The organism is Kosakonia arachidis (assembly GCF_900116535.1).
In the GTDB taxonomy this organism is placed as follows: Bacteria; Pseudomonadota; Gammaproteobacteria; order Enterobacterales; family Enterobacteriaceae; genus Kosakonia; species Kosakonia arachidis.
Window position 1 is genome coordinate 1,264,458 of the sequence record NZ_FPAU01000001.1, and the last position, 14,019, is coordinate 1,278,476.

Annotated in this window: 14 protein-coding genes; 8 read left to right on the plus strand and 6 right to left on the minus strand. The window is 51.4% G+C overall.

What is annotated here, in order from left to right:
- Window positions 1-39 precede the first annotated feature (39 nt).
- Complete coding sequence (locus tag BM427_RS06200) at window positions 40-984, minus strand: L-lactate dehydrogenase (RefSeq protein WP_090120119.1); 945 nt, start codon at window positions 982-984, stop codon at window positions 40-42.
- A gap of 152 nt (window positions 985-1,136) precedes the next feature.
- Here BM427_RS06200 and BM427_RS06205 point away from each other — a divergent pair, with 152 nt between their 5' ends.
- Entirely contained in the window at window positions 1,137-1,592 is a 456-nt protein-coding gene (locus BM427_RS06205) for a GNAT family N-acetyltransferase (protein ID WP_090120121.1), read from the plus strand.
- Window positions 1,593-1,669: 77 nt separating this feature from the next.
- On the opposite strand, the gene BM427_RS06210 is transcribed toward BM427_RS06205, so the two are convergent.
- Entirely contained in the window at window positions 1,670-2,467 is a 798-nt protein-coding gene (locus BM427_RS06210; protein ID WP_090120123.1) for a helix-turn-helix domain-containing protein, read from the minus strand.
- Between the two features lie 210 nt (window positions 2,468-2,677).
- Between BM427_RS06210 and cfa the strand changes: the two genes are divergently transcribed.
- The 6 genes from cfa to BM427_RS26305 all read left to right on the plus strand — a co-directional run bounded on the left by cfa (window position 2,678) and on the right by BM427_RS26305 (window position 7,517).
- Window positions 2,678-3,826, plus strand: a complete 1,149-nt coding sequence (gene cfa, locus BM427_RS06215) for a cyclopropane fatty acyl phospholipid synthase (protein WP_090120125.1) — start codon at window positions 2,678-2,680, stop codon at window positions 3,824-3,826.
- A 92-nt stretch (window positions 3,827-3,918) separates the two neighbouring features.
- Window positions 3,919-4,638 carry a (Fe-S)-binding protein gene (locus tag BM427_RS06220; protein WP_090120126.1) on the plus strand — a complete coding sequence of 240 codons (720 nt, stop codon included), beginning with the start codon at window positions 3,919-3,921 and terminating at the stop codon, window positions 4,636-4,638.
- Window positions 4,639-4,647: 9 nt separating this feature from the next.
- Window positions 4,648-6,081 carry a LutB/LldF family L-lactate oxidation iron-sulfur protein gene (locus BM427_RS06225; RefSeq protein ID WP_090120128.1) on the plus strand — a complete coding sequence of 478 codons (1,434 nt, stop codon included), beginning with the start codon at window positions 4,648-4,650 and terminating at the stop codon, window positions 6,079-6,081.
- Window positions 6,081-6,776: a LutC/YkgG family protein gene (locus tag BM427_RS06230; RefSeq protein ID WP_090120130.1), complete on the plus strand. Its 696-nt coding sequence runs from the start codon at window positions 6,081-6,083 to the stop codon at window positions 6,774-6,776. The genes BM427_RS06225 and BM427_RS06230 overlap by 1 nt, the downstream gene beginning before the upstream one ends.
- Window positions 6,777-6,903: 127 nt before the next feature.
- Entirely contained in the window at window positions 6,904-7,275 is a 372-nt protein-coding gene (locus BM427_RS06235) for a helix-turn-helix transcriptional regulator (protein WP_090120131.1), read from the plus strand.
- Between the two features lie 5 nt (window positions 7,276-7,280).
- Entirely contained in the window at window positions 7,281-7,517 is a 237-nt protein-coding gene (locus BM427_RS26305; protein WP_367888885.1) for a porphobilinogen synthase, read from the plus strand.
- Between the two features lie 108 nt (window positions 7,518-7,625).
- Here the strand turns inward: BM427_RS26305 and BM427_RS06245 are convergent, their stop codons facing one another.
- From BM427_RS06245 to BM427_RS06265, 4 genes are all read right to left on the minus strand, one after another.
- The gene (locus BM427_RS06245; RefSeq protein ID WP_090120134.1) at window positions 7,626-8,168 is read right to left on the minus strand and encodes a GNAT family N-acetyltransferase; all 543 of its coding nucleotides are present in this window, start codon (window positions 8,166-8,168) and stop codon (window positions 7,626-7,628) included.
- 588 nt (window positions 8,169-8,756) lie between these two features.
- Window positions 8,757-9,017, minus strand: a complete 261-nt coding sequence (locus BM427_RS06250) for a monooxygenase (protein ID WP_244316615.1) — start codon at window positions 9,015-9,017, stop codon at window positions 8,757-8,759.
- Window positions 9,018-9,547: 530 nt separating this feature from the next.
- Window positions 9,548-11,356: an outer membrane protein assembly factor BamB family protein gene (locus tag BM427_RS06260; RefSeq protein WP_244316584.1), complete on the minus strand. Its 1,809-nt coding sequence runs from the start codon at window positions 11,354-11,356 to the stop codon at window positions 9,548-9,550.
- A 10-nt stretch (window positions 11,357-11,366) separates the two neighbouring features.
- Complete coding sequence (locus tag BM427_RS06265) at window positions 11,367-12,767, minus strand: MFS transporter (protein ID WP_090120141.1); 1,401 nt, start codon at window positions 12,765-12,767, stop codon at window positions 11,367-11,369.
- Between the two features lie 239 nt (window positions 12,768-13,006).
- Between BM427_RS06265 and BM427_RS06270 the strand changes: the two genes are divergently transcribed.
- Window positions 13,007-13,825, plus strand: coding sequence for a helix-turn-helix transcriptional regulator (locus BM427_RS06270; RefSeq protein WP_090120143.1), 819 nt, complete (start codon window positions 13,007-13,009; stop codon window positions 13,823-13,825).
- Window positions 13,826-14,019: the final 194 nt, after the last annotated feature.

The following is a 14,019-nucleotide window of genomic DNA, read 5'->3' on the forward strand; positions in this document are numbered from 1 at the left end:
ACCATGGCGGCTAACCATAGCCGGTTGACCGCACGGGCTTCAGGGCAGGCGGGCGATATTGGCTTTAATGACTGCGACGGAGTGATTAAATTTCGCCACTTCGTCACCTTCCAGTTGTAACTCAATAATCTGCTGGACGCCGCTTTGCGTAAGCACGGCAGGTACGCCAATTGCCACATCTTTTACGCCGTATTCTCCGTCGAGAATGCAGGAGATCGCCAGCGCGCGGTGGCTGCCGGTAAAGATATTACGGCAGATCTCGGCGATAGTCCCGGCAATGCCATACTCGGTGCAGCCTTTGCGGTTGTAGATCTCAAAACCGTGGCGGCGCACTTTTTCTGCCAGCGCGTCGAAATCCAGGGGATGCCCGATTTTGCGCAGGTAGACATCGGCAATCGGCGAACCGTATACCGACGAGTGCGACCACACCGGAAATTGCGTATCGCCATGTTCGCCGAGAATAAACGCATCAATACTCTGCGCGCCGATATCCAGCGCTTGTGCCAGTGTGCGACGCAAGCGTGTGGTATCCAGCCAGACGCCAGTACCTATCACCTGGCTGCGCGGCAGGCCGGAAAGTTGCCACACCTGCCAGGTAATGATGTCGCACGGGTTGGTGGCGACAAGAAAAATACCGTTAAAACCGTTGGCCATCATCGATGGGACGATTTTTTTGACGATCCGTGCCGTGTTGGTCAACTCATCCAGCCGCGTCTGGCCTGGCTGTAATGGGCCACCCGAGACAGTAATGACCGCAATGTCGATATCGGCGCACTCTTCCACCGGGCGTGTGGAGATGGTCATCATACCGGGCATATACGCGGCGGCATCCGCCAGATCCTGAACGTGGCCTTCCACGCGCTGCTGATTGAGATCGACGAGGATCAACTCCTCGCAAATGTTCTGGTTCAGCAGGGCATACGCGGCAGACGCACCTACATTTCCTGTGCCGATAATCATCACTTTACGGGCTTTGGTATTCATGCAACTTCCACTATCAGAGTTAGATATGGGCGTAAATTACCGTTACTTCTCCCTGTGATGCAACGCTGTGCTGGAGATATAAATTATTCCTATGACAACGACCTGGCTTTGCGCAGTTATTTTTACAAGGTGATAACAACAAGGAGCACACGATGTACCATATTGTCGAGGCGACCGCTTCACAACCCGATGTCATGGCGCTGATTGATGCGCTTGATCGCTACCAGGCGGCGCTCTATCCTGCGGAAAGTAACCATCTGCTCGATCTGGCCTCACTGCCTGACGGGACGCTGATTCTGCGCAAGATCATGCATCTGGAGCAGGCCGTTGGCTGCGGCGCGGTGGTGTTGAACCACGACGGTAGCGGCGAAATGAAGCGGGTATTTATCGATCCCACACACCGTGGGCAACAACTGGGAGAAACGTTGATTGCTGCGCTGGAGCTGGCAGCAGCGGGGTGCGCCTGCCATACGCTACGGCTGGAAACCGGTATCGAGCAGCATGCGGCGATAAAACTGTATCAGCGCTGCGGCTACCAGATCCGTGATGCGTTTGCGCCATACCAGCCGGATCCGCTGAGCATTTTTATGGAGAAAGCGCTGCGCTGAAGGCCTTTGCGCACATGCGATTCGGCACCAGCAGGCCCGGTTTGTGGCGTTGCTGTCATCAACGCCACATCTGCACATTAATATCGCGTGGGCGGCACGCCGAACATGGCGCGAAAAGCAAAGGTAAATGCGGCCGGGCTTGAATAGCCAAGATCAAGCGCGACCTGCGTGACGCTACGGTTGTTTTTTAACATCACCACGGACTCAAGCAAGCGCACGCGTTTTTTCCATTCGCTGAATGCCACGCCGGTCTCCTTTTTGAAACGGCGCGAAAACGTGCGCACCGACATACCGCTACAGGAAGCCCACTGCTCAATGCTGTGCGCTTCACCCGGCGTTTTTTGGATCTGGCTACATACCTTCATCAGCAGCGGTGATCCTGGCCATGATATCGACAGACCGGCGTCCGGTAACCGCCGAAGTAATGAAATCAACACCAGCACAAGCTGTGCATCTTCGCCTTCATAATCATACAGTTCTGGCACATTCTGCGTCGCGTAGTGGATAAACTCACGCACGAAATCGCTGACCACCACCACTTTGCTACCGCTGAAGGCGATGGTTGCAAAATCGGCTTCCACATAGAGGCTTTCCAGCAACACGTCGCTACCTGCGAGAAGACGGTGCGGCACATGGGCCGGTATCCAGACGCCATAAAGAACGGGAACCACCAGCGTTTTGCCTTCAATTTCCACACGCATATTTCCTTTCCGCGCATAGAGAAATTCCGCGAACGGGTGCTCATGTCTGTCCACTCCTGTATCGCCCGACAAAGGGTAGCTGCGAAAGTACACTGGGCGAGGCAGGGTCAATAGTACCGGCGCGGGTTGGCCACAAATAGGCTGACGCGGTGGGGACACTAGCTTAGAGCACATAAAAACCTGACCTCTATTCGATGAAGTTTGTCTTGATAGCACAGCGCAGGCAGGGCGGGTTTACTGAATAATGAAGGGGTCATAAAAATGTTTCACCCGTCATGCATAATTTACCAGCTCATCTGCATGAGCGATAAGCCTTTTCTCACATATTGGCTGGAGTGACGGGGATATTTACGGTTGGCAGCAAGCTATGTTGAAGGAAAGATGATGGCTAACGAATGTACCGTCGAGGCGATCGGCAAAACAGACCACTGGCTGCGGATAGTGCAGGAACTGCTATCGCAGGCAGGCATTGTGATTAATGGACCTGAACCCTGGGATATCCGGGTAAACGATGCGCGCTTTTTCAAGCGAGTGTTACAGCAGGGGTCTCTCGGCCTGGGCGAAAGTTACATGGATGGCTGGTGGGATTGCAAACAGCTTGATGTTTTTTTTGACAAGCTGCTCCGCGCCCGGCTGGACGAACAGCGCCCCGCCAGTTTTGCCGATCTCCTTCGCATCGCATTTGCACGGCTCGCAAATCCTCAGTCGCGCAGGCGGGCCTGGCAAGTTGGCGAGGCGCACTACGATCTGGGTAATGATCTGTTTAGCCGCATGCTTGATCCTCATATGCAATATTCCTGCGGTTACTGGAAAGACGCCAATGAGCTCTGTACGGCCCAGGAGGATAAACTGGCGCTAATCTGTGAAAAACTGCAGCTAAAACCAGGTATGACGCTACTGGATATTGGCTGCGGTTGGGGGGGGTTGGCTGAATATGCGGCACGTCATTATGGCGTCAGCGTTGAAGGTATTACGATTTCGGCAGAACAAAAAGCCTACGCCGAAAGCCGCAACGCCGGGCTGGATATTCGCATCTTGCTCCAGGATTACCGCGATCTGGATAGACAATATGATCGCATCGTTTCAGTCGGCATGTTTGAACATGTCGGTCCGAAAAACTACGCGACCTATTTTAAAGTTGCGGATCGCTGCCTGAAACCTGAAGGCCTTTTTTTATTGCACTCCATCGGATCAAATAAAACCCAACATAACGTTGATGCCTGGATCAATAAATATATATTTCCTAACGGCTGTTTGCCCTCTGTGAAACAGATCGCTGAGGCCAGCGAGCCTTATTTTGTCATCGAAGATTTACATAATTTTGGTGCCGATTACGATAAAACTCTGATGGCATGGCATCGCCGCTTTAATCAGGCCTGGCCCGAATTATCAGGCGGTTACTCAACGAAATTTCAGCGTATGTTCAACTACTATCTCACCGCCTGCGCAGGTGCATTTCGCGCCAGAAATATTCAACTCTGGCAACTGGTGTTAAGCCGTGGGGTAACCGGTGGGCTGCGTGTGGCTCGCTAAATATAATATTTATAAGGCGAGCAAAAACGCTATCACCATCTGTCTGAACTAAAAAAAAGCTCTGCCGTTACATTCACTGGAAGCTAAACAATATGAACGTTAATTTCTTTGTTACCTGCATTGGCGACGCGCTTAAATCGCGCATGGCCCGTAACAGTGTATTACTGCTCGAACAGTTGGGTTGTCATGTCCAGTTTCCGGAAAAGCAGGGGTGTTGTGGCCAACCGGCAATCAATAGCGGCTACATTACCGATGCGGTGCCAGGGATGAAAGCGCAGATTGCTGCGCTTGAAATCAACGACGATCCCATTATTTCTCCCGCCGGCTCCTGTATGAACGCAATTCGTCACTATCAGGACTGGCTGAGCGATGAACCTGAATGGGCAATGCGCGCGGCGAAAGTAGCCAGTCGGATGGTCGATCTGACCTCCTTTATTGTTAACCAGCTTGGTGTGACGGATGTCGGCGCGCGCCTGCCGGGACGGGCTGTTTACCATCCTTCATGCAGTCTATTTCGTAAGCTGGGCGTACGCGATGAACCTCTGGCGTTGTTACGTGAAGTCCGCGAACTGGAAATCATCCCCTTTAGCGCCCAGGAAACCTGTTGTGGTTTCGGCGGCACTTTTTCGGTCAAGATGGCCGAGATTTCCGGTGAGATGGTGAAGGAGAAGGTTGCGCATCTCATGGAAGCGAAACCGGATTATGTGATCGGCGCGGATGCCAGTTGCCTTATCAATATAGGCGGACGCTTGCAGCGCGAAGGCCACAACGTTCGTGTGCTCCACATTGCTGACGTGCTGATGAGCCGCTAAGGAAGCAACATGTATCTCAAAACCAGTAACCTCCCTTTTTATGATCGGGTTCAGCAGCAAATTGACGATCCGGTGATGCGCCATGCCGTTGCCAACGCGCAGGATCGCATTGGCATCAATCGACAGAAAATGGTCGATGAACTTGAAAACTGGCCTGACTGGCGTTCGCGCGCTGCTGATATCCGCGCCCATGTTCTCGAGAATCTGGATGCTTATCTCTACCAACTGAGTGAAAAGGTTAGCGCGAATGGCGGTCACGTATTTTTTGCTGACACCCGCGAGGACGCTACCCGTTATATTTTGCAGATTGCACAGCAGAAGCAGGCCCGCAAAATCGTCAAATCAAAGTCGATGGTGACCGAAGAGATCGGGATGAATGCCGCGCTGGAAGGGGCTGACATGGAGGTCGTGGAAACCGATCTGGGCGAGTATATTCTACAATTGGCTAAAGATGCACCTTCGCATGTGGTTGTCCCTGCCATCCATAAGGACCGCAAGCAAATTCAGCACATTTTACAAGAGAAACTGGGCTACGAGGGATCCGACACCCCAGAAGCAATGACGCGCTTTATTCGCGAGAAAATCCGTGCTGATTTCCTCAGCGCTGATATCGGCATCACCGGATGCAACTTTGCAGTAGCGGAAACCGGGACGCTGAGTCTGGTGAGCAACGAAGGCAATGCCCGGCTCTGTACCACCGTGCCACGGACGCATATTGCCGTGATGGGCATGGAGCGTGTGGTTCCCACCTTTGCCGAGCTGGACATCATCCTGACCATGCTGGCACGCAGCGCGGTGGGGGCCCGGCTCACGGGTTACAATACCTGGTTTACAGGGCCTAAAAAAAGCGCGGAAAGTGATGGGCCTGAAGAGTTCCATCTGGTGATTGTTGACAATGGTCGCTCGCGGGTGCTGGGTTCTCCTTTTCAGGATATTCTGCGCTGTATACGCTGCGGTGCCTGCATGAATACCTGCCCGGCTTACCGTCATATCGGCGGGCACGGCTATGGCTCGATTTATCCAGGCCCGGTTGGTGCGGTGCTCTCGCCGTTGCTCGGCGGCTATGATGACTTCAAAAATCTGCCTTATGCCTGCTCATTATGCACAGCCTGTGATGACGTCTGTCCGGTGCGTATTCCGTTGTCTTCATTGATCCTTCAACATCGTCGTACGCTGGCTGAAAGTGGCATGACGCCCGCGATGGAAAAACATACTGTCCATCTGTTCAACTTCGCTAACCGCCATCCTTCGCTGTGGAAGGTCGGTATGGTAGCGGGGGCACGCGCAGCGCAACTGATGATTCACAACGGGAAGATGCCTTTTAGCATCGCGGCTATCCGCAAATGGACGGAAGCCCGCGATCTGCCCGAAGCAGATGGCGAAAGTTTCCGTAGCTGGTTTAAAACGCATCAAAAGCAGCGTAAAAACGGGGAGAAAGAATAATGGAAAACCGCGATGCCTTCATGCAAAAGCTTGGCAAACAGCTCGGACGGGAGCCGCGCCAGGTCCCGCAACCACTGCCTTTGATGCATTCTGCACCGCTGAAAAGCCGTTATGCCGGGCAGATTCAGCAGCATCCTTGCGACAGCTTCATCGAATATGCGACAAAGGTTATGCAGGCTCAGTGCGAATTGGCCACGTTGGCCACACTTCCCGAGGTTGCTGAACGTCTTTGTCAACATTACGGCGGCGGCCCGGTATTGATGAGCGGCGACGACAGGCTGGCAAAAACGGGCATTACGGCGCATTTGCAGAATGCTTTCCCGACAACATGTTGGGCCTCGCCGGGTAGGGAGGAAAACCTGCGCAAAGCCGCCGATGCCAATATTGGTGTGGTCTTCGCCGAATACGGCCTTTGCGAAACTGGCGGCGTAGTTCTGTTTTCTTCTCCCTTGCAGGGACGTGCCATTAGCCTGCTTCCGCCAACAACATTATTTATTCTCTATAAGAGCTGCTTACTGCCTGGTGTCACACAGCTGGCTCAGGTTCTGCGTCAGCGGGTACAGTCAGGTGAATCCCTCCCTTCCTGTATCAATCTTATCGCCGGGCCAAGTTCGACGGCGGATATTGAGCTGATTAAAGTTGTGGGCGTTCATGGGCCATTGAATGCGGTCTATTTGATTATTGAGGATTGCTAAGGCAATTAACAGGGCTGGCTGAGATTTTATATCAGCGGCTGTAATAAAGGCACAGTGGTTTTTTAGTCAGGGATATCTATTATGTGACAGCGATTTCCCTGACGCTGCCAATAATAAAGGTGTGAAAATGGGAAAAGAAAGCTCATTATGCCTGATGAGTTTAACCATTCAGGATATTCTCCAGTGGATAGAGTGTAATATTGCAGAGCCGTTGACGCTGGGAGTGTTAGCGCAGAAATCAGGATATTCTGCCTGGCATTTCCAGAGGGGTTTTAAAAAAATAGCCGGTATGTCGCCAGGGATGTATATACGGTATCGAAAAATGGTTATCGCCCGCGAGTTACTTACCGAAACCAATCGCTCAATTACTGAAATTGCCATGCATCTCGGTTACCAGCAGCAGTCGACATTCTGTCGGGTGTTCCGGGAACATTATCAGCAGACACCAAGGCAGTATCGCCTTCATGTTCAGACCGGGATCGTCAAGGGTAATAACTAACAATGATGGCGCAGCCCGAATTACCTGATCTGGATATCTTCAGGGAGGATAAACGTAATTTGGGGGCCTGTGTTTGCTTATCAGGTCTCCGGGGAATATGCCACCCATATGGCCGTATTTCAGAATGGGCGGCTCGAAAAAAAATGATAGAATCGCAGGTGTGTTTCAACCGCGCTGGCGCAGATTGCATTCTTACGTATTTTTCCACGCGAGTGGCCGCGTTGCTTATTATCAGGAACTGAATTCAAAAATCTGCCTGGCGCGAAAAGGGGCGTTCTGCCGCTTGCGCAGAGAGGCTGCAACAGAACCTGAACCGTGAAGCATCTTCCTCGAATGGGTTGGTCAATGATTTATAAAGACGAACTGAACGCTTTCTGGCGTATAAGTAAGCGGACCTGCTTACCACGATAGTTAGCATAATTTTGAAACTGAAAACCAAAGCGCTCAGCTAAATGATTTGAACGTTTGTTCTCTTCATCAATAATACAGCACACTGGAGAGGTAAAGGTCTTATCGGCCCATAATAAAATTGCGGCCAGCGCCTCAGTCGCATAACCTTTGCCCCATACCTCCGGCATTAATGTCCATCCCGCTTCAGGGTATTCCAGGGCCGGCGTGATATCACGATGAGCATCCTGAAAGCCAAACGAACCCGCATAACGGTTTGTTGATTTTTCAGAGACGGCCCAGTAACCATAACCCAATACCTGCCAGTGCCCGATATCGCGTAATAAACGGGTCCAGACCATATCTGTAGTCGGCTTTTCGCCACCATTAATCTTAACCATTTCAGGCGTTGCCCAGCATTCCATGAGCGCCGGAAAATCTTCGAGTGTAAATTGCTTTAAAATCAGGCGTTCTGTTTCAAGTTGTGGCGCTTGCTGTGCCATCACTGTTTCCCTCTTGTTTCTTGCTCTAAGATTTGTCTAATTTACCACCACGAGCGGCATTAGCTATCTGTGACCCGGAATTTCTCGTCACAATGTTCACCCTACAAGCTAAGCGTTATTGCCTACGGAAAAAAATGCTCCCCGTCAACGTCTGGCACGCAGTCATGTAGCTATACTGGCTCGTTTTCATGTGCAGTGCGCGCTTCGTACCAGGATGCGTTCCAATAACCGGCATCATCTACGGCCGGTAAACTTCCGATAAGCGTAATGGTAATACTGAGAGACAGGGGGAGCGTCTTTATATCACATTCAACCACAGTGATATTGTAGATTACGGGAGTATCCATTAACTACTCGGTTACAAAACGTGGTCGGTTTTTTATGCGGCTCAAATGAGCCGCATAAAGTTATATGAATAACCAGGGTTTCGATAATCACTTACATGGCATTATAAATATAACCTGTAGTATCCGCATGTAATATCAGTAATTAAAGCAGTCCGCTGCCAGTACGTGTCTAATATACTGATATCGGTTTGTTCTGCGGCATTCCCTCTTACCTGTTTTGCAGGTGATATTGATGCGGAAGATATTACTGACCTTGTACTTCTTTATTATTCGCCGCAATTTTCTTATTCGCTTCGTCGCTTTCATTGAGCGCCCGGCTGGCTGCTTTTTCTGCATGAGCAGCGCTGTAGGCAGCCAGATGCGAAATGACGATGGCGTAGATACTCATCAGCGAAACCCAGAGAATGCTGTTTTTCCACCATAATAGTGTTGGAATTGTCAGCACCGCCCAGATTAACGCCAGAAATAAATGTAATCTGGCCATTAATCGCGCTGTCAGTTTTATTTTCATTTTCCTGCCTTTTTACGTGTGTCTTTACTATCCTGGTAATATGTATAGCAACCTTCTTAAAAATCGCTTTATTAATATTGTTACAGTTTGTACAAAGGTGAGGTTAGGATAATTCTGCTATGAAACAGGCGAAGTGTCAGGGTTATTTTTCACGAAATCATTGCTTTTGTAATGTCAAAGTCCAGGTGTGAAGTGCAAAATTTATACATGTATGCTTACCGCCAGGATGAAAATATTATTGGGTTCAATCTTTTAAACGATTAGGCATATTCAGGGAGAGGTTGCCAATGTTCATGTGTTTTTTTATTCGAGCGAGGGACTTACTTCTTTGGATCTCTAATCGCTACGGCGACAAACAGAGTGATAATGCTTTGAGCCAGGCGAACCAGACTACACCAGCAAAGGCAGGGGCCGGGTTGCCCAATCGATTTGTCGTCAGGCTATTGAAGATATGTCCGAAGTGCTTCACCTTCCACACCCCGCGGTATACTGACGAGGTGTAGAAAATGCGTCATTCAGCATCTCTATTTCGGCAACGCGTACGCCATGAGCGCATCCCCTGAGCGTGTGCCAAGCCCACCATGGCCACCTGCCGCAATCACAACATATTGCCTGCCATCATCGCCTGAATAAGTTACCGGTGTCGCCTGTCCACCTGCAGGCAATCGGGTGCGCCACAGTTCTTTACCGGTTTTCTCATCAAAGGCACGCAGGTAATCATCCGCCGTTGCCCCCATAAAAATCACACCGCTGCGGGTAATAATGTTACCGCCCATCATGAAAATCCCGGTAGGGAGAGGAACATTGGTATGCGTGCCGAAGATGTTCATATCACGGGTTGTGCCCGCCGGGCGCTCCCAGATGATTTTACGGCTACTCAGATCGATGGCGTAAATTTTCCCCCACGGCGGGGCGTTGCAGGGCGCATCCAGCGCGGAGAGCCAGGGTTTCACGACCGCCACCCACGGCGTGCCGTACTGTGGCCCGACCGCAAATTCCTTCGGCTTGGGATAAGGCTGTCCACTTTGCCAGCCAGCCCACGGCTTCATGAGCCCTTTATCAATCGCCTCCTGGCTGGCCATAATTTGCATCGTAAACGGGATATAGCTGGCGTTGGCGATCATCACATTATGCTGTGGATCTACAGAAGCACCGTACCAGTCGATCACCCCATCAAAGGCGGGATACGCAATCGAGGTCCCAGCCGCCGGTGGGGTGAATTTGCCTTGGTAGCGGAAGCGGTGAAATTGTATACGACACCAAAGCTGATCGAAAGGTGTTGCGCCCCACATATCCGTCTCTTTCAGGTCTGGCGGCGAGAGATCGGGCATACCAACGGAAAAGGGTTGTGTGCCTGATAAATGATCACCCGGCAGGGAAGGCGTGACAGGTACCGGCTTTTCCTGCACTTCCGCGAGCGGTTTACCGTTACGGCGATCAAGTAAGAAGAGTTGCCCCATCTTGGTCGTCTGTACCAGCGCAGGGAGAATATTTCCCTTACTGTCCGGTAAATCCACCATCGTTGGGCCTATCGGCACATCAAAATCCCATACATCATGATGGACGGTCTGAAAATGCCACCGCTCTTCGCCGGTGTGAATATCCAGCGCGACAATGGCGCTGGAATATTTTTCATCAAATGGCCGACGATTGCCGCCAAAATAATCAGGTGTGGCATTACCAAGAGGGATATAAATGAGACCAAGTTTCGCGTCAGCCGTATAGGTTCCCCAGCCGTTAGGCGTACCACGCGTATAAGTTTCACCTTGTCCGAGCGGGGCATTAGCCGGTTGCCGGCCCATATCCCACGCCCACGCCAGTTTACCGGTGGTTTCATCATAGGCACGTACCACGCCTGACGGCTCCCCCTCGGCCTGATTATCATAAATCCAGCCACCCAGCACGATGTGGCCATCCATGACCATGGGCTGGGAAGTAATAAAATGAAAGCCGGGCGGGACATCGCCCATGTTATCGGTGAGGCTGACGTAACCGTTATGACCAAAGTTCTTGCACAGTTTTCCTGTACGTGCATCCAGCGCTACCATGCGGGCGTCGGCGGTCGTGCTGATGATTTTCTCAGGACAGTCGCTATCTGATTTTACTTCGCTATAAGCCACTCCACGGCAAGCCAGATACTCATTGGCAGAGGTATCGGCTTGCGGGTCAAACTTCCAGCGTTGCTGACCCGTGGTGGCGTCAAGGGCAATGATCTGTCGGTGCGGCGTGCAGAGATAAAGACTGTTTCCTACCTTGATTACCAGTTGTTGATACTGACCCAGAAAGGGATCGTTAATTTTCAGTTTATGCAGATCGACTTCCATCACAGACATAATGTTCTCCTCAGACCGGAGCATGACGAACATGCAACTCGCTGGCTATGCGCGCCATGAGGGGGTTATTGAGTTTGCAGGCGAGAATAGTGAACGCCAGCAGCAAGTGGAATAAAGCAGGTAGCAGGGTTTCCATGCTGGTAATGCCATGCAGCGATGCTGGCGTCTGGTGCCCCGCGCCTGGGTGATAAGCGACAAAGATAAACACCAGACTGATGATCCCGGCGCTTGAGGCCCAGGCCAGTTTGATGCAGAAAAGGTTAAAGGCGAAGTTCATCCCCGAGGAGCGCACGCGGGTTTTCCACTCGCCGTAGTCATCGGCGAAAGCCATCAATGCAAAATGCAGCGGCAGGGTGAAGCCAAGAATAATCCCGTTGCCAAAGATCACCACCAGCCAGAAAGTCTGCCACGCCGGGCCTGTAGGCAAGAACCACATCAAGATTGCCAGCGCAGCCAGCACGATATTGGTCCAGTAATACAATCTGACGGTATCCACGCGTTTGGACAGCGGGCTGACCAGCACCGAGCCAAGAATCGAGGCAAACGTCACCATGGTGAAAAACAGCGAGATGTAGGCTGTACTGCCCTGCAACACATAAGTGATGAAGTACATATAGCCTCCCCCCCGAATGTTGAACACATTGATCAGCAGGAACGACATTAGCAGCATCAGCAGTAGCTGGTCATTTTGGCGCAACCCCATCAGATGCTCACGCAGGGTAAATTTCCCCAGGCTGTCCAGTGAGACGCGCTCGCGTACCCAGAAAAAGCAGCACAGAAACATTACCACCGCCACGCTACACAGAAGCCCAACGCCCAGTTGATAACCTTGCGCGGTGTTTCCTTTGCCCAGTACAGATACCAGCCAGGGTAAGCCCACAGAAACCAGAAAACCCGACACACCGCACAGTACAAAACGCCAGGACTGGCAGGCAATCACTTCGCTGTGGCGGCTGGTCATGGTGTTGATCAGCGCGCAATAGGGTACGTTGATCGCGGTATAGCTGACGGAAAGCAGTAGATAGGTGCCGAACGCCCAGACGATCTTCATGTTCATGCTGACGTCAGGGGTGGTAAAGGTCAGAACGCCAATTACGCCAATCGGCACCGCAATCCACAGCTGCCATGGACGGAAACGTCCCCAGCGGCTCTGCGTGCGGTCAGCCACAATGCCCATAATCGGATCGGACACCGCATCAAACACTCGCAACGCCATAAACAACGTCCCGACCAGCGCCGGGGTAAGACCAAATACATCGGTGTAGAAGAAGGTCAGAAAATTCATGATCAGGCAGGTGATTACCGTGCCACCGGCGTCACCCAGCCCGTAACCGATTTTCTCGCGCAGGGAAAGGGTATCGCTCGCGTCCTGCTGCGTCAGTTCGGTTTGCGTAATCGGGCTAGCAGTCATAATAAACTCCTCATCAGGGTCAGAGTCCATTGCCCGCATCAGGACGGGCTTATTTTCAGGTACGGATTTATTTTGCCCGGAATACGGTGTTCAACAAGAGAAGGGAAAAGTATAAAAAGAGAGCGATTCCGACCTGATTAATAAAGTGTGAACTGGATCGGGCAGTAAAATACTTTTTGATTAATAATCAAATAGAAAGATGTATTAATATGACTTAAATCGCGGAAAATTGATTATCGATGCTTGAATTATCCATAGCGTTTCCGGTTCGTGTGCAAAATGGCGGATTGTTCATTTCTCGCGGGATAGGGAGCCACCCCGCCCGCACGCTGACCTCATGGGAAGTCATCTTTGTGGAGCGCGGAGAGCTGCAAATCCGCGAAGACGATCACCTGTTTATCGTACAGGCGGGCGAGAGTTTGCTGCTGCGCCCGGGGCACCGTCATGTGGGTGAGGGCGCTTTCCCAGCCGATCTCAAATTCTACTGGCTGCACTTTGACTGGCTGCAGAGCGTGGCCGAAGAAGGAGGGCATGCGGCGCTGCTGAGCGTCCCTCAATATACGCGGGTGAGCGATCCGCAGTATGTTATTTCCCTGTTTCGCCAGTTTCTCAGCGAGCAGGAAAATATTCGTCGCAACGTGGCGCTGGAGTGTATTTTGCTGCTGATCTTGCAACAGATTGCTGCTCCCGGCCCGCAGGAAAACGACAATGACAGCCCCGGAATGGCGTTGGCGTGGAAAGCTAATCAGATCATTCGCACCCAATTCCATTTACCGATCACCACGTCTTCGCTGGCAAAGGAGTTGCACTGTAACGCGGATTATCTGGGACGTGTCTACCGCCGTGTTTTTCGCCTGACGCTAACAGAAGCCATTCATCGCCAGCGCGTACTGATGGCGGAGAAGTTGTTGATCAATAATTCGCTGTCACTAACCGAAGTCGCTCGCCAGTGCGGATTCAATGACACCAGTTACTTTCGGCAGATCTTTCGTAAACTGACCGGGCTGACGCCTACAGGCTGGAAGCGCCTTTACTGTCGTGAGCACGTCAATTCATAACCCAGGGCCGAAATAAATGACCTCTTGATCTGCTCGCAGGATTCATTACCAGGCGTAAGAAGGTGCTACTTATAGTTTAGTTATCTTTAACTATCCTTAATCCAGAAATTAAGACTTGATGAGCATAGTTTATATATAAAACAAAGAATTAAATCATTTTTGGGGGATTTTAAGAATATTTATTTCCCCTTCAT